Raw genomic sequence first — 17,307 nt, forward strand, 5'->3', positions numbered from 1 at the left:
GAATGAAAATAGTACAATTTTATTTAACATTAATATAAATGGCTAGCATTGATAAAAGCCAGATAGTTTTCTTCCCAAATCACAATACGCCCCGCCTAACGTTTTCTGGTCATGAGACTTTCCAGTGTCGAGGCCTATGGTTAAAAAAGGGATATGATTACCTAGTGGCAACTCCTAAACAGTCTTTCAACGACGAAGAAGCTGTGGTTCGCTTAGGAGTAGGAAAGAATATGGTTAGTGCAATCCGCTTCTGGATGAAAGCGTTCGGCTTGTTAAATCTAGATGAAACCCCCAATGATTTAGCCCGTAAACTTCTTCGCGATGGTGGCTGGGACCCATACATTGAAGATCAAGGTACTATCTGGTTGCTACATCATCGACTAGTAACAGTAAATTACGCTTCCATATATAATCTAATTTTCAATCAGTTCCGGCGCGACCGAATAGAGTTCACCAAGAACAACTTTTTGACGTTCGCAAAGAGAATAGCTGAAACTAGACAGCAAGCAATCAACGAAGGGACTGTTGCCACTGACTTTGGTGTATTTCTCAAAATGTACCTTCGTACAGCGTCCCAAAACAAAGATCGGGAGGAAGGCTCTATTGGACTCTTAACAGATTTGAACCTGATCAATGCCGAAAAGCGTGTTATTTCTGGTGACGATAACGAGAAGGACGAAAAGGAAGACTACTATTCCATTCATAACAAAGAACGAAACGACCTTCCAGATCTCATTTTGTTGTACGGAATTCTGTCGGATTCATCAGAGAGTAGCCCCACCTTTGATAGCTCAGTTAGTTTCAACACGTTATTAACGGCATCAAATCAAATAGGTAGTGTATTTGCGTTGAATGCCAATGACATACATGCCAAGTTAGAGTCGCTTGCCGCTTCTGACAAAAACATTGTATTCAGCGACCAAGCTGGTATACGTGAATTATCATTTAAGGAGCGCCCCTCCTATATGTCAATCCTTGAGCGTTATTATGAAGGCCAACGTTAATTCTGATACGACTAACTACACTCCATCAGTAAATATTATTCGAGATGCCGAACGGAATCTGACCTATTACACAACGTCTAATGCCGAACGTGTAGTCCATCAGATCTCTAATGATTATAAGAAGGGTAATCGATCGTTCAATATCATCGGTTCATACGGATCAGGTAAATCGTCTCTGCTCTGGGCTTTTGAACAGACTCTTAAAGACAAGAGACCTTTTTTTGATGTAAGCTTAGTAGCATCACCACATGTCAAATTCATCAATTTTATAGGTGAATATCGGTCAATTATTGACGTATTTGCGGAGTCCTTTGGTCTCAACCCTTACAACACACCTAACTTATCCCAAACAATACTATCTGAGATCTTTAGTCAATATTATAAATTAGATAGGCAATCAGAGAAGACTCCCCTCCTAGTTCTAGTAATTGATGAATTTGGTAAGTTCTTAGAATACGCTGCTAGTAACCATCCGGAGCGTGAGCTATATTTTATACAGGAGCTGACAGAATTTATTAATAATACTGACTATAATTTCTGTCTTATCACAGCTGTTCATCAAAATATAGCTGCTTACGCTCAATCGTTGACTGAGGCTCAACAGAATGAATGGGCAAAAGTTAAAGGCCGTTTCCGTGAAATTACTTTTAACGAACCAGTTGAGCAGTTACTTGTCTTGATGGCTCATCATCTTAACGGAAATAACAAAAATACTCGCAAAGCGCTAGTAGCCTTAGAAATTGCTCAAAAAACAAAAGCTCTCAGATTAGATAAATCACTTGTTCAAGAAATAGCAAGTAAATTATACCCTCTTGATATTCTGGCAGCTACAGTACTAACTATAGCGCTACAACGGTATGGGCAAAATGAACGATCGCTATTCTCATTTTTACAAGCTTCTGACCATACCGGCTTAGGCAGTTTTGAGACAACTCCTATTAATCCATTCTATAATGTATCTAATGTTTTTGACTACCTAACTTTCAATTATTACTCCTTTCTAAATTCAAGGGAGAACGGAGACTACATAGCATGGCTAGGTATACGGTTAGCATTAGAGACAGTCGAGCGTAGCTTTTTGGAACAAGTTGAGCCTTACGAAAAATTAGTAAAAGCTATTGGCCTATTATCATTAATTATTCCACAGAACGCCGTTATGGATAGGGCCTTCTTGGAAAAGTATGGTCAGTTCTGTCTTGGCCTTAAAAATGCCGGTCAATTAATCGATGATCTATCACAACGTAATATTATTCAGTATCGAACGTATAAAGGACGTTACGTCCCTAACGAAGGTACTGACCTTGATATTCAATTAGCTCTCCGCCAAGCCAATGTAGACGCGATAAATAATGTAGCTACGCTATTACAACGCTACTACCACTTACCGCCTGTTCTGGCAAAAATGTATACTTACAAAACTGGAACTCCTCGCTCATTTGAATATCATATTTCTGAGTATCCTATTACTAAAAGGCCAGTAGGTGAAACAGACGGTTACATCAACCTGATTTTTAATTCGTCTTTGACGATTGACGAAATAAAACATCATTCAACCTCACACCAAGAAGCTATTATATATGTGCACTACCAGAATACAGAACCTATTCGCGAACAGTTAGAAGAGCTTCAACGCATTCAAAACGTAATAGAGCGTAACCCAGATGACCGCGTTGCTGTTCGCGAATTAAAAAAAATACATCAGAACCATAAGGACCTGCTTAATCATTACATCATTGATGGTATGTTGCAGGATAAAACTGTTGATACACCTACAGTTTGGGTATTTCAAGGAGATCAAAAAGAAGGCATATGCAGTCGCCGTGATTTTAATAAGTTATTATCACAGGTATGTAAACAAGTGTATTATAATACTCCTACGTTTAAAAACGAGCTCATCAACCGACATAGGATTTCATCGTCAATGTTTAAGCCTAAACGCGACTTTATACAGCGTTTAGTATCTCATTGGAACGAACCAGATTTAGGTTTTGAGAAAGATAGATTTCCTCCAGAAAAAACCATCTATCTAACACTACTGAAAGAAAATGGTTTAAATCCAAATCGCCCAACAGTTGGATCTATTGCGAATCAATCAATTCATCAAATAGAAATAGCCAAAGATTCATCCTTCAGAAAGGTGTGGGAAGAGAGCGAAGAATTTTTAACCAAATCAAAAATAGGAAAAAGGTCTGTCGTCGAATTAGTTGAAATACTATCCGAGCAACCTTACAAACTTAAACAAGGCCTTATTGATTTCTGGTTGCCAACGTTCTTATTCATCAAACGAGATGATTTTGCTTTGTTTGAGGGAGATACATACGTACCAAAAATCACAGATGATGTTCTGGAGTTGATCAATAAGCATCCCCATCGCTATGCGGTCAAGGCGTTTAGCCTTGACGGTGTACGTCTTGACTTATTTAACAGTTACCGACACCTTATTAATCAAAGCACTGAGTTATCGTTTGGATCACAGGCATTTATTGAGACAATTAAGCCATTTTTAGTCTTCTACCGAGAGCTCCCAGAATACTCAAAACAAACAAAGCGACTAAGCAAAGAAGCTATTGCTATACGCGACTCAATCGTTCAATCGAAAGAGCCAGAGAAAACCTTTTTTGAAGACTTTCCTCTAGCCTTAGGATATTCCATTGATTCTTTGCAAACGTCTGATGATGAGATCGAGCATTATATCAATCGGCTTCAAGACGCTATTCGAGAACTAAGAACTAGTTACGATGAACTAATAAGTCGATTTGAAAAGTTTATATTAGAAGAGTATGTTGGCGATGAATTAGCGTTTAATGAGTACCGTAGTCGCTTGCAATCGCGTTTCCAGAACGTGCAAATGCATATGCTTTTGACTAACCAGAAGGCCTTTGTGCAACGATTAAGGTCTCCCCTTGACGATCGCAAAGCTTGGTTAAATGCTATTGCTCAAGCAATCGTTGGTAAATCACTCGACACGTTTAGAGATGATGATGAGCTTCGACTTTATGATAAATTCAAGAGGACTATTCGCGATCTTGATAATTTAACAAATTTATCCGCAAACGACGTAAATCCTGACCAGGAGGCCGTTTTCAGTGTAGAAATTACTTCCTTAGCAGACGGCGTTAGTAAAGATCTAGTGCGAATGCCAGCACATAAGCAAAAACAAGTTGAGAAAGTAGAAGCATATATTCGTAAGAAACTCCAAGAAGACAACGATATAAACATTGCAGCTCTTACAAACATTCTAAAAGACCTACTGAAAAAATGACAAAAGTTAGGCATGTACTAGGTATCTCTGGTGGCAAAGACAGTGCGGCTTTGGCTATTTATATGAATAGGAAGTACCCTGATTTAGATATCGAATATTATACTTGTGACACAGGTAAGGAGTTAGATGAAACCTATCAACTGATCAAGAATCTAGAAAATGAATTAGGCAAGAAGGTAAAGTTACTGCGAGCTGCTGAAGGGAGTACTCGAGACCCCTTCGATCATTATCTTGATTTATACGGTGGCTATTTACCATCTTCCCGCGCTCGTTGGTGTACCAAAAAATTAAAACTAGAGCCATTTGAGGAGTTCGTTGGAAATGACCCTGTTATCTCGTATGTAGGTATTCGTGGGGACGAAGACCGTGAAGGGTATATTTCAGAGAAGCCCAATATTCAATCTATCTTTCCATTTCGTCGGAATATCTGGAGTGAAGACGTTATAAAAAAGCTGTTGGCAGATAATAATCTCCCAAACGCCCTGAATCTACAGCAGATTATCCTTAGTGAAACTACCATTAAACCGTCGAACGTAGATCGGTTTTCTGAAATTTTGTCAAAACCTCAAAAAGCAGGTATTACCCAGGTGCAGAAATTAAACCAACTGCTTGATACCAATACCAAATTATTCAACCAGTTGACATTCGCTTTCTTGAAACAAACCAGTTATCCATTGTCGTTGGAAGAATCATTTGCATTGATTGATAACGATGATGTGCTGGTACGTGACGATATCTTCCAACTATTGGAAGACAGTGGTGTAGGCACCCCTGCTTACTATAAGCCCCTAGATTTTAATATTAATGATAAGTCCGCAGGTCAATACTCAAGAAGCCGATCAGGCTGCTTCTTCTGCTTCTATCAGCAAAAGATAGAATGGATTTGGCTTTACGAGCAGCACCCTGATCGCTTCGCCAAGGCAATGGAATATGAGAAGCAGGGGTACTCCTGGAGTGACGAAGAGACATTAGCGGAAATGATACGCCCTGAGCGTATACAGGCTATTAAAGAGGAATATCTAAAACGCGCAAAACGAATTAAACAACAGGCTAAATCACCTTATTTGCTTGACATCCTAAGCGATGCCGAAAATGAGGGATGCGCGTCTTGCTTCATTTGATATGATGACTGAAAGCATATACAAATTTTTAGCAGATACATCTAATAATCAGCCATATATACTATCAAATAAAACCTCCGTTTTATTTGAAGTCAGTGACTCCTTCGGTATATTAATTGAGTTTAAACGCCCAGTAAGAGACGATGTTGACGAGGATGACGAAGATGAAGATATAGAGCTGAATTTTGAAGAAGAACGAGAACTTAACAAGTTAAGTTCTGATGAGCTACTATCCCTACCATCATTGGAAGAAACAAAATCCATCCAAGTGTATGGTTCTGAAATATATGGCTATCGAGAAGTTAATGAGCTGGATAAAATACTTCCTCAATCAAATTCAAGAACTCTCTTTATCCTATTAAGCAAAATAAAAAGCCGTTTTCCGCAAGACGGCTTAGTTGATAATTATATTTTTGACATTAATGAAGGTTTTGAAGATTGGGGAGGGTATTGCGACGTAGGAGATTATTATAATTTCCTGTTTAGAATATCTTTAAAATGCAACAATAAGCAATTGAGAGAAATTATTGAAATCATTAATAGTGTCTACAGTAATCCCCCTCAAATATCTCCTTACATTTATAAACATTATATAAATCTTAGAAAAATTGTTGACACCAAAAGAGTTAACATAATTAACACAAACACTAAGAGTCGAAGATTAGGCTACTTGAAGCTTCTATCACAGTACCTGACGAAATACCCACAAACCCCTGCAAGTCAGTTCTTTAAAAAGTATGAATCTTTTGTTATTCCTTTTCAAGACAAATTATTAGAGTCATCAAATCCAAAAGGCATAATCAAACTTAGCACTACAAAAAAAATAACTGGAACTTCAGCAAAACCATACTTAGAGATAGCAAATGATTTAGAATTAACTAATTCTTTAAACAGAATAGTTACATCTTCAAAAAGATTTAAAGTTTATATTGAATTATCTAAAAACTATCAATCGAAAAACCCATTCGAATTAAATTTTCTAGACAAGATATTTTTCGGTGAAACTTTACTTAAATATGATTTTTTATATATATCTGTTTTATTAGAACTCATTTATGTAAGACAAGAAACTTCGTTTTCTGAACTAAAAAGAGTATTTCAACAAGCATTGATTCAAAGGCTGCAATACTTTCTTCAAGATTATGTTGCGCTTCACGAACGGAGAGTTATTGACGAGATTAGGAAGGTACGAGCACGTATTGAAGCTTGGGAAAAGCCTGACCGCTATTTAGAACATGTTTTAATGCCTCGACTAAACTGGTTACTGGATATCGATTTCATAAAATTACCAACATCAAAGAATAGAGAAGTTTTAGTACAAATTACAGAGACAGGCGAAAGATTCTTTGAGGGGCTATGTGATTGGTATGATTTGAGCCTTGGCTGGGTGTTAGACCCAAGCGATTTAATGAGCTATTTCTTTCCACATATTTTTGCCAAAACTTATAGATTGGGTATCAATGTATCGTTAAATGAAATCGAGATTAAAGCGATAGTTCTCGAAAGGATAAACGAATGCTTTAAACTTTTTCAAACTATGACCTTTAATCGTGTAACCTTATCTCAGACTATATGGTATACTCAATACACCTTGCTTTTAAATCATGGATGTTCTGTTTCAAGTAAATACATCAACCGGATAATTCAAGAAGACTTTTCAAACCTCTTCATTTATAAGTTCCAAGCCCAATTCAACGATGGCTACTTACAGAAGCTAGCGCATTAAAACTATGAGTTTTCCAAACTATAATTTAAAAGTTAATCCTTTTCGTACCGTACCTGGTATTCAGTCCGATGAATTAGTGTGGGCGGGCTTTAGCGATGTGAAAGCTAAATTTGAAGGCCGTATAAAGCGCTCAATTAAACTTCGCAACTCGGGAATAGTACTTAACTGGGGGGAGTATGGAAGTGGAAAGACCCATGCAGCAAAATTTTTTGGCAAGAAATCTGAACTAGATAGACTAGCGGCTGAGGCTAGTGGTATTACCCCATTCCATATATACTTAACATTACCCAAAGGCAAAGCTCCTGTTGAAGATCTATTTACTTCTGTAATAGATAAACTTGATCTCACACACATTAGAACCTCAACAGCAGCTATTAAAGAAGACATAATTAATTACGTTGAGCAAACTTTTAGCGACTCCTTCATAAGAGCATGCATAAAAGCCGTATTTATAGAATCAGAAGATACTGAGCAAAGCTTAATTAAACGGTTCTTATATGGAAACGTCACACCTAAAGAGATTAGAGGCCTTGAAGGCAGTGGCATTTTGCGAAAGTTCAAGTCCGAGGACGATTATATTAGATTTATTGCAGCGCTATTTTCCACACTTACATATGAGAAGTGCATTTATTCATGCGTAATACTCTGGATTGATGAGTTTGAAGACATAGTAACTTTAAACAATTCTTCCTTAGAAAAGATTAATTCAAGCTTAAGAGACTTATTTGATAACACACCCAATAATTTACTGATTTTCTTAAATTTGACACAATCTTCATTATTTACTGCCGAAGACTTAGGGCAGTACATATCTGAGTCTGTCAAATCAAGGATACGAGATAGAATAAACTTCGATCTTCCGGACAGACAAGCGATTATAGATTACTTAACTGAACTTTTAAAGCAGTTTAGAATCGACGAAGTTCCAGACCAGTCGAGTCTGTTTCCATTCGAGGAAGGTGTGGTCAATCAAATTCTTATTGACTTTAAAAATGCATCTGTTAGAAAGTATAATGAAATATTTAGCACGTTACTTGAAATAGGTGATCTTGAAGAAGTACTAATCATAGACTTACCTTTATACGAGGCTAACAAATCGGAAATAGTTGGATTTCAATAGTTAATTTTATGTTGTTTGTCATTGATGCATGTAGTATTATAAATATATTACTCATAGATGAAGATGAATTTCTATTTAAAAGGCTTAAATCTTTAGATATTAAGATTACACCTAAAGTCTATTCTGAAATTAAGACCAATTTACGAAAAGTAGTAAAGGGCTCTTTTAAGGAGTATGATAAAAAGCTGACAGAGCTATTGACATTTACTTTCGTTTATAAGGATTACATGTTAAAGGAGGAGGAGGATGTTATTTCCTTATACGAGGAAGAATTCAAAAAGTATACTTCATATACTAAAATGAATGGCGAGTTTTGTAGTACAATTTGTAGTTCTGTGCTTAGTCGTAGCTATAAGTCTAAAGTGGTCTTTTTTACTGATGATTATAAAGCAAAAAAAGATTTTATAAATTTCTTTTCTTTTCATCAAATAGGTTACATAGAAGACTCCGTAGATTTGCTTATATTTTTATTTTCGAATGATTCTTCTTTTAAAAAAATAACCCTTCTTAATTTTTTAAGCAACCTACGTTCAAGATATTTATCAGACCATGTAAATCTGATAGATCGACTTCGTAATCGTTATAATGATCTTATGTTAAAAGATAAAGAAGAGAAGCACGTCATTAGTAATTTGATTAAAAATCTTAATGATATGAATTTATTGAACGTACGTAAGCTGTTTGAAGGCTTAGACCAAAAGAAAGATGTATTTAGGTTGATGAATGAATATGATTCCTTGTTTGAAATAGATAATGCCTATGTAGATAAAATTATAGGATACGAGACTCATTTTAGAGGCAGTTCTGTATTCGCTTTATATGATTAAAATTTTAGCAACCTCAATGTTGCGTACTGACTTTCAAAAAAATGCGGTTCATCCCTTAACTTAGCTTGTAGTAAGTCGAATCCCCCGTGAGCATACTCTTCCATAAGTTGCATCAAGTCGAACACCTTAGCGTCAATACGCTGCTCATCCAATTCTTCAAGATCAATCAAATTTATATCAGATAGTGCAAGTAAGCTCATAAAAATATACTGAGTGAGTTGTCGGGGTTTCCAAGCCTCTATTTCAATAAACTTTGTTCCTTCGCTTCGTTCAAAAGGGATGCGATAATCCTTTCGTATTCCTAGTAAAGTAGCATACAAGAAACATTCATAGTAATTACCAAAAACCTTTCCTTGAGCAAATCGCTCCTCCTCTGTTCCTAAAGAGGTATCGAACGCTCGCTTGCGAGATAATTTATCGACTAGATCACGGTAGGCATTCGGATAGTGAGGTGTTTTCTTGTAAAAACGATCTAATAAAGTTTTCATTTATCAAAATAACAGTTTAATGGAAACTTCAAGTTCACTGCGAAATTTGTTAGTCACTCCGTCTGGCATATCTAGCTGATAAACTTTTAAAGGTCTATTCAACGCTTCTATCTCATTACGTAATTCTTGTAATTGCTTACTGTCAGGCTTATACCGACCACTTCTTTCATCGTCTTTCACAAGTAGTTCTTTCATGATTACAATACTCTGCTTAAATGTGCTGGCCGTTTCTATAAAGAACGTTCTAATCTTTACCACGTCGAAATCTGAGACGGGGGCATCTGATATAAGTGGATATAATGAAGGGTAATCACGCATTTTATTTGCCGATACAACAGCCATAATAATTGACAACTTCAGCGAACTTACTAACGAAGTATTTAGGTTATTTACCTCTCGGTTATCAGCATCTACTACAGCCGGGCGATAAGCATCACCCGATGTTTCAACAAATTTAATTGTGCCATAGAAAGCACCCGTTGGAGCGTTGATGTTACGGTAATGGTCATTAGCTGTATCTTCGAGTAGCTTGACCAACTCTTGATACTTCCTTCTTTTGACCTGCTTTGCCAAGGCCGACAAGTCTTGCAGCATGTCTTTTTTTTGCCTGAGATATTCTGGCACCTCGCCTTCTGACAAGTTACTCAGATCCTTATCAATACCCTTGATCTGATTATCGAATTCCTGTTTTCTGCTGCTAAGCTTACTCTGTTCCTCAGTGTACTTCTTTACGTCAGCTAATGCATTTTTCATCGAGTTCACGATGTCTCTGGCGTTCGTAATGCCGCTAAGTTGTAACTGTTCCTGTAGCTGACGATCCTTTTGTTTTAACTCTAGATCAAGGGCTGATACAAGGGCACGAGCCTCGTTAATTTCGTAAAATGCCTCTTGTATACTTTCATCCACTCGATTGATACTATCCCTTAGGGACAAGCCATACCCATACACCTGCCCAAAAAACGATTGTAAATCAGTTCGTGGCTTTTCTTCCTCTATCTTATTACTCGACTCTACTATAAGCAATTTGGCAATCTCGTTGTAGGCATCAGTACCTTCCTCCGCCGGTCGATTACAAACTAAACAATGTTGCTGTTCCAGCATCTGTTTAACGTACAAGGGTTCAGGTACACCCTTAGGAAGCCGGTTTTGTAATTGCTCTTCGATCTTCTTAGATAGGTTAGCCAACCCTATCCTTTCAAAAACAGCTGTATTATAGTCTTTAAATTTTTTTTCGAATTTATCAATTAGGAAAGTGGTGTCTGAGAGCACCCAGTAGTTGGTAAATAACTTATTACTCAATCCCTCCGTTAATTGCTCTTCACGCTCCTTTGCTATCTTATAATCTTTCTCAATCTGTTCTTTCTCCCTAACAATCGAGTTCATTTTCTCCGCATATTCAATGTCTGCGGATAACTCCTCATGATTTAATTGTGCAGCATGCAAATTATTTGAGACAGTCGTTAACAATGTGTCAAGCCGCTGAATTTCTGATGCGGCATTACGCCGTTTAGTTTGTAGTTCGAGAATTTTGCTCTCATTACGCTTTGATTTACTGAGTTCTTGATCAAACTTAGTTTGGGCTGTTCTAGCAGCTGTCGTCGTTGTTTCAATGTACTTGTCCCACCGATCAATATCTGACAACCGCTTTATAACATTCCGTAATGATTCAGTATTAGATGTATCAATCAAGTTACTAATTCCTCGTTCCCCCTGAAACCAAACATACGGCCTTACATCTACTGGAATTAGTCGTTCGAGTGTAGCATCATATTCACTTTCCCAAACAGGTTTAAATTCAAGTACGTCTTTATATAAAATTCTGAAGTCACTTCGCGCTGGCTCAATCCAAGTGCTTTCATCCCGACGCTTAATCTGGTAAGAACGAATAAGTTGAAATTCTTTCTGTTGATTATCGACAACCTCAATGACCACCTTGGCTTCAACACCTTCCCCAACCGCGCACTCGAAAAGCGCCTTTTCGGAAATTAGTTCACGCTTTACGACGCTGGTCGAGCGTACGCTCGTAGCCGTTTGCCGTGGCGAACTATCGGTGATTCCATCATTAAAGCCCCATTGAAACGCGTCATACAGCTTTGATTTACCATATCCATTCGCTCCGAGAATAATATTTAGTCCTTCGACAAAGTCAAACCGATTATTACTACCGTAGTAGCACAAAAAATTACTAATCTCAATACACTTAATAAGCATGGGTTAAGGGCGGAGAACGTTTTCCAGGTAGTGGTTAAGTTGTGAAGCTATCGTAGTGGGTGTGGTATCGCTTTCAACGAGCTCAACCATTCGGCGTACCAATCCAACCATTGGGCTTGGATGCTGATTGGCCAGCGTCATTTGCTCAACATCGTTGGGCCTTAGATCATACCTCCGCTGAATCTCTGGGTCAGACAAGAAGGCTTTTACAATGTCCAATTTGTTCATAGTTACGCTACCAAATCAGTGTGAATAGTGTCTAAATTAAGCTCGTAATAGTTGCAAACGTCCCGAAATACCTCAATCGCTTCGTACTTGTTCAAGGCCATGTACGCAAAGTGGACGACCCGTTCGAGTTCTTTCTGGACCAACTTTCTCTCTAGTTCAAAGTTGGTCGTGTTCGGATCAGCACGGGCAATAACCACCATATCATGTATGTAAGCGAAATCTTTCTCCGGATGCTTGCGAAGTATGCGCCCTCGACGTTGAATGAACTGTCGAGGATTGCCGGTACTAGAGCAAAATATAGCTTGTTCAGTACGCGGGATATCAACCCCTTCATCCAAGCACTTCATAGAGAGCAACATATTAATGCGCCCTTGCTCAAACTGCTTTAGAACCAAATCCTTATCCGCTGACTCGCTGGTATATTGCGTAATAGTCGTTTCAGGTAACAGGCGACGTACTACTGAAGCATAGAAGTCGATGATTCGATTTTCTTCGGTCAAATCAGGGTATTTATCTTCATTCATTTCATCATCGCTGTAATAACCCTCAGGCGCATATACTAGCGTGTAGCCAATCTGTCCTCGGCTTCTCTGGATTTGGGTTAAGATATCCTCAAAAACGGTCAGTTTACCTTGGGCTTTATGAATGATCCGCTTTCGCTGCATTAATAACTGTTCTACTGCTTGTGAAGCTTTATCGTCACGTCCAACCCGACTATAAAGTTTGACAAGCTTAGTAGTAATCTTGGTATACTCCACTAACTCGTCAGAAGTCAATTCAACCAATTTTGGATAATAGAAATATGGGCAAAGTATCTCTTCATCAATCGCCCGTTCCATCGAAAAGCTGTATGTATATGGCTCCTGATCGTGGAAAAAAGCTTCCATTCTCTCAGAGCCCTCTGGATCATAAACCCGCTTGGGCGTAGCTGACAAACCGATACGTTTCTGCAAATGCACCCCGCCTAGCAAGCGTAGTAACGAAGGTGAACCAATATTATGAGCCTCGTCAGCCAACAGAACGCTTTCTGCTGACAATCGCTTGAAGGCCCGTTGAAATCGGTCTTTTGTAAATGATTTATAGGTAACGATCACTATAAATGACGTTGCCATACCGAAGCTGAGTTGCGTTGTGATCCGGTCTAACTCACCATGCCAGCCCGGTGACTTGGATGATACTTTGATCACCTCGCGAAAGTTAAACTTACGAGCCTCCTTTTCCCATTGCTCAACTAGCACCGTTGTAGGTACCAGAATCACAGCCTGGTATCTACCAGTGCTTACGTATTCGTTCAATACACAGTTTAACGAGGTGATTGTCTTACCTGTGCCTGTCGCCATCGCGAAGATTCCCTGAAATCCATTATTGATCCAATTATGATAAGCTTCGTTCTGATAATCACGAGGACCACTTTCGTACGGAAATCGGGGTGTAGTAAGGTATGTATCGATCTTACGCAAGATTCTTTTTACTGCTGTTTGGTATAACACACTGCGGGTTTGCTGCGCTTTTTTGATTACTAATCTCTGTTCATCAATCAACAATTCATCTAATTCCTTGCCGCCGTAATCTCGAACAATAGCAGCTTCAATTTGCTCGATCGGCACTATCTCAGCGTAATCGCTACGGCCATCGAACAACTCGTCAAAGTAGGCTTCGTATTCAGTAAACGCATCATTACCCACTTTCCAAGACAACTTTACGTCCAATTCTTCAAGGTTTTCGATCAGGCCAGAGGCCGTAAAATTGCAGGAGCCTTTAAAGCGTACCTTGTTAACGCCATCATAAAAAGTACCAGATTTATAATGTGATATACCTCGCTTATCTTTAGGTTTGATCGCACGAATCTGGACTCGTTTTGAAGCTATCAACCAAGCTAAACAAGCGAAGAAGTGGTCACTATACTCGTCTAGGGCCTTCCGGAGTGATTGAAAATCGTGGATTGAAAACTCATACAAATCGGCGGCTGTATTCGCTCCCTCGATAATTGCAGCCTTATCATTCGCCGATAGTACATGATTAATGATTAAGCGAACCCGCCCACCGTTACTGATGAATTTAGCAAAACCCAGCGCCAGTACACTAATAGCTGACGAACTAAAATACCCAAGTAGTAAATCAAATTGATTACTTTCAACTAACGCTTCCATGTAGAAAGCAAAAGGCTCATTATCAGTACCAGTTCTATATTCTTGGCTCTTAGGGAAATCAATGTCGGAAAGCATAAATCCGTTGTTTGATAGCTTCAGCAGCTTGAAAGATATCGCTTTCGGTTGTAAATCGACCTAACGAAAAACGAATAGCCCCGAATGCTTCATCGTCTGTCAGGCCCATTGCCTTTAGTACATGTGAAGGTTTATAAACTGCCGAAGAACAAGCGGACCCATTAGATACTGCTATAGTCTTTAGTTGTCCTATCAAGACGTTTGCATCAGTATTGGGAAGGGTAATATTAGTTACGTTGTAAAGTCGACTTAACTGACTACCATTTATAAACGTACCTTTAATATCTAAGAGTGTTGCTTCCAAGCGATATCGCAACTCATTAATCCTTCTTGCATCATCAGCCATCACTTGACGAGCCAATTCACAAGCTTGCCCCATTCCAATTATACCTGGCACATTCAGTGTTCCACTTCGTAGTTCTCGCTCATGACCACCACCGTGTATTGTAGCAGTAAGCTGTACTCTCCGGGGTGAACGCTGTCGAACAAATAAACCACCGACACCTTTTGGCCCATAAAATTTATGAGCAGAGAATGGCATTAAATCAATATCTAAGTCTTCTACGTCAATAGGCATCTTACCTACAGCTTGTGTAGCATCTGTCATAAACAAGGCTCCAACCTCATGAGCGATTGTTGAAATATCCTTTATAGGTTGAACAACGCCAGTTTCATTGTTAACTAACATAACCGAAACTAACACCGTATCAGAACGAACTGCGGCTCTTAAATCATCTATCTTTAACAAGCCATCAGGTTGTACGGGCAAGTAGGTAACCTCGTATCCATGCTTCTCTAAATAGCAACAAACGTCAATAACAGCGGTGTGTTCTGTTTTAACTGTTACAATATGTCTACCTGTATAATTCTCACAAATACCTTTGATAGATAAATTGATACTCTCTGTTGCCCCAGATGTAAATATAATTTCATGCTCGTCGCAATTTATTAAATTACAAATCTGACGCCGAGCTATTTTTACAGAGTTGCTTATGAGCGAGCCTAAATGATGACTACTTGCGGCATTAGCGAAGTTATCCGTCAAGTAAGGCATCATTGCTTCTAGTACAATAGGATCTATACGTGTAGTAGCATTATTATCAAGATAAACCATTTACTAATCTAGTAAATCGTATTTACTTCACACTATACAGTGAAACATATTACTTCATACTACTTATCAATCATACCAAAGTTGGCAATGAACAGTTTTTAATATTATTCAATAAATAATTGATAATCAACCATTTGAACAAATACGATACATTTTAAATAGCGTTTATAGTTTGGACAAAATATTCAAATTAATAAATTAACATATCAATATTTTATATTATATCTATCCCAATTAACGTTTTGAGGCTCCCAATAATCTACTTTTAATTTAGGAGAAAATCCAGTAAGCTTTACTAGTTCATCGTTCATTATATTTTCTACAACGTCTCTATACTCTTCTGTAGTTGCTACACTATCATGTATAGTAAATAGAGGTGCTTTGGGAATTTCAGTAGCAATACGCTTTGTAATAACTTTTAACATGACAAACGACTCTATACTTTGCAATAAACACGCTAAAGTTGTCTTATCCTTTTGTTTGATCGTGACAAGTAACTTATTCACAGTTGGAAATAACTTTTCAAAGAGCAGTTTAGTTGGACTATTGTATCTATTAGCTGTAAATAATACTTCAAACATTCTAATTTTCACTTCATTTCGACTAGAATAGTTAATTCCGTATTTTTCACATTGGTTCCTCATGTACATATAAATGTCTGTCTCGTTATTAGTAGACTTACTCACCAACAATTTATACTGCATAACATCCTCATTATCAAACAACTTAAAAAAATCTTCTGACATAGGGAGAATTGTAGTTATTTCTTGTGCTAGTTTATTATTGATATTGTATATGGTTGTTTCTCTATTACTTTTAGTTTTGTTATAAATGTGTTTGTTAAATAATGAGAGTATTATGTACGGTTGACTATTAGTTATATCTATTGAAACCATTTTCTCATTACCGTAAGTTATAAAGTTTCTTAGTTCACTTTTCATGCTAGTCAATGTTGTGTGCATTCTGAATACAGTTGAATCAACCACGCAGTTTAACATTCCTTGTTTCATTTGTAAGACGCTAGATAACGCCAGCTTGTATTGCAAGTTTGGATCTTTTTCAATTAGTTCTCCTGTCATTTTATCTAACTTCTTATCTCTAGCTTTTGGAAATCTCCACTGACACGTTCTTCTTAGCTTTAAATATTTAAAGGCATTATCGAAATCTATATTTAGTTGACAGGTAGGCCACAACCACTTGCTTAAGTGATAGTATTCTTTCTCTAACTTTTTATAGTTAGTTTTCTCCCGCTTTTTTAATATTTTTTCAAATCTTTTTGAATACTCAGTGATACTTATCTCAAAGCCACTGTAATTTTCAGTGAATCTGTAGCCATAACTTTTTTCCTTTCCTGGACTATCAACTTTTCTTACAAAATACCCATCTGTTTCAATCACACCAGTATTTATAAAATAATTTATATACTGACGATAATTATGTACTACACTTTGTAATTTGTTTGAGTACAACAGTGTATAACCTCCATTATTGAAAAGTTCATCAGCTTGACCTTGGTCTAGTGCAGCAGCCTGTGTAATTTGGCTTAGTACAAAGGTGGCGTGATCAATATTAAAATCTTTGCAGTTCCAATTTACTGGAAGGTAAGTATTAACATGTGTATTTAAATTTAACGTTGACGGAAGCAATCCTAACATAACATTTACATATGTTTATTTTTATAAAATAGATAACGTATTCTTCAACTCAATACTAGCTTGAATCAGGTTGATAGTTGGAATTGGTAATGGCAGGCAGGCATATGTATGACTACCATTACCACCTTCCAGCTTGTTTTCAGTTAGTTTTTAGTATCGATTGTCAAGTAATTATCTCGTCCGTCTCTTGAGTCAGACAGATAAACGGTTTTCCCATCAGCTCTTGTTAGGGGAGATTTATCCTGTATCAGCTTCTTTAGAGCGTGTTTTGGAATTAGATTTGGCTTGATGGCTGTATTCGTTGTAACATAATCTGAATGTTGGCC

The 17,307-nt window shown here is 37.6% G+C and carries 12 protein-coding genes; 6 read left to right on the plus strand and 6 right to left on the minus strand.

All coding sequences use genetic code 11. From position 1 onward, the window contains the following. Positions 1–38 precede the first annotated feature (38 nt). From ACYVAD_RS19810 to ACYVAD_RS19835, 6 genes are read left to right on the plus strand one after another with little or no spacing between them, the layout of a single operon-like run. Positions 39–1,004, plus strand: coding sequence for a DUF4007 family protein (locus ACYVAD_RS19810; RefSeq protein WP_461141266.1), 966 nt, complete (start codon positions 39–41; stop codon positions 1,002–1,004). After that, on the plus strand, positions 988–4,266 hold the full coding sequence (locus ACYVAD_RS19815; RefSeq protein ID WP_461141267.1) for a hypothetical protein: 3,279 nt from the start codon (positions 988–990) through the stop codon (positions 4,264–4,266). The genes ACYVAD_RS19810 and ACYVAD_RS19815 overlap by 17 nt, the downstream gene beginning before the upstream one ends. Next, a complete protein-coding gene (locus ACYVAD_RS19820; RefSeq protein ID WP_461141268.1) occupies positions 4,263–5,387 on the plus strand; it encodes a phosphoadenosine phosphosulfate reductase family protein in 1,125 nt (374 codons plus the stop codon). Before ACYVAD_RS19815 ends, ACYVAD_RS19820 begins: the two co-directional genes overlap by 4 nt. Continuing rightward, on the plus strand, positions 5,359–7,113 hold the full coding sequence (locus ACYVAD_RS19825; protein WP_461141269.1) for a hypothetical protein: 1,755 nt from the start codon (positions 5,359–5,361) through the stop codon (positions 7,111–7,113). Before ACYVAD_RS19820 ends, ACYVAD_RS19825 begins: the two co-directional genes overlap by 29 nt. Before the next feature lie 4 nt (positions 7,114–7,117). Continuing rightward, entirely contained in the window at positions 7,118–8,233 is a 1,116-nt protein-coding gene (locus ACYVAD_RS19830) for a hypothetical protein (RefSeq protein ID WP_461141270.1), read from the plus strand. Between the two features lie 8 nt (positions 8,234–8,241). After that, the gene (locus ACYVAD_RS19835; protein WP_461141271.1) at positions 8,242–9,060 is read left to right on the plus strand and encodes a hypothetical protein; all 819 of its coding nucleotides are present in this window, start codon (positions 8,242–8,244) and stop codon (positions 9,058–9,060) included. Here the strand turns inward: ACYVAD_RS19835 and ACYVAD_RS19840 are convergent. From ACYVAD_RS19840 to ACYVAD_RS19865, 6 genes are all read right to left on the minus strand, one after another. Continuing rightward, entirely contained in the window at positions 9,057–9,548 is a 492-nt protein-coding gene (locus ACYVAD_RS19840) for a hypothetical protein (protein ID WP_461141272.1), read from the minus strand. The two genes, ACYVAD_RS19835 and ACYVAD_RS19840, sit on opposite strands and share 4 nt — an antisense overlap. Positions 9,549–9,551: 3 nt before the next feature. Beyond that, on the minus strand, positions 9,552–11,759 hold the full coding sequence (locus ACYVAD_RS19845) for a hypothetical protein (protein ID WP_461141273.1): 2,208 nt from the start codon (positions 11,757–11,759) through the stop codon (positions 9,552–9,554). Positions 11,760–11,989: 230 nt separating this feature from the next. Continuing rightward, positions 11,990–14,212, minus strand: a complete 2,223-nt coding sequence (locus ACYVAD_RS19850; protein ID WP_461141274.1) for a DEAD/DEAH box helicase family protein — start codon at positions 14,210–14,212, stop codon at positions 11,990–11,992. Beyond that, entirely contained in the window at positions 14,196–15,326 is a 1,131-nt protein-coding gene (locus ACYVAD_RS19855; protein ID WP_461141275.1) for a cysteine desulfurase family protein, read from the minus strand. The genes ACYVAD_RS19850 and ACYVAD_RS19855 overlap by 17 nt, the downstream gene beginning before the upstream one ends. A 206-nt stretch (positions 15,327–15,532) precedes the next feature. Further along, positions 15,533–16,981, minus strand: a complete 1,449-nt coding sequence (locus ACYVAD_RS19860) for a hypothetical protein (RefSeq protein WP_461141276.1) — start codon at positions 16,979–16,981, stop codon at positions 15,533–15,535. Positions 16,982–17,124: 143 nt separating this feature from the next. After that, a partial coding sequence (locus ACYVAD_RS19865; RefSeq protein ID WP_461141277.1) for a hypothetical protein occupies positions 17,125–17,307 on the minus strand: 183 nt, incomplete at its 5' end.

The sequence above is a fragment of the Spirosoma pomorum genome, assembly GCF_054776615.1.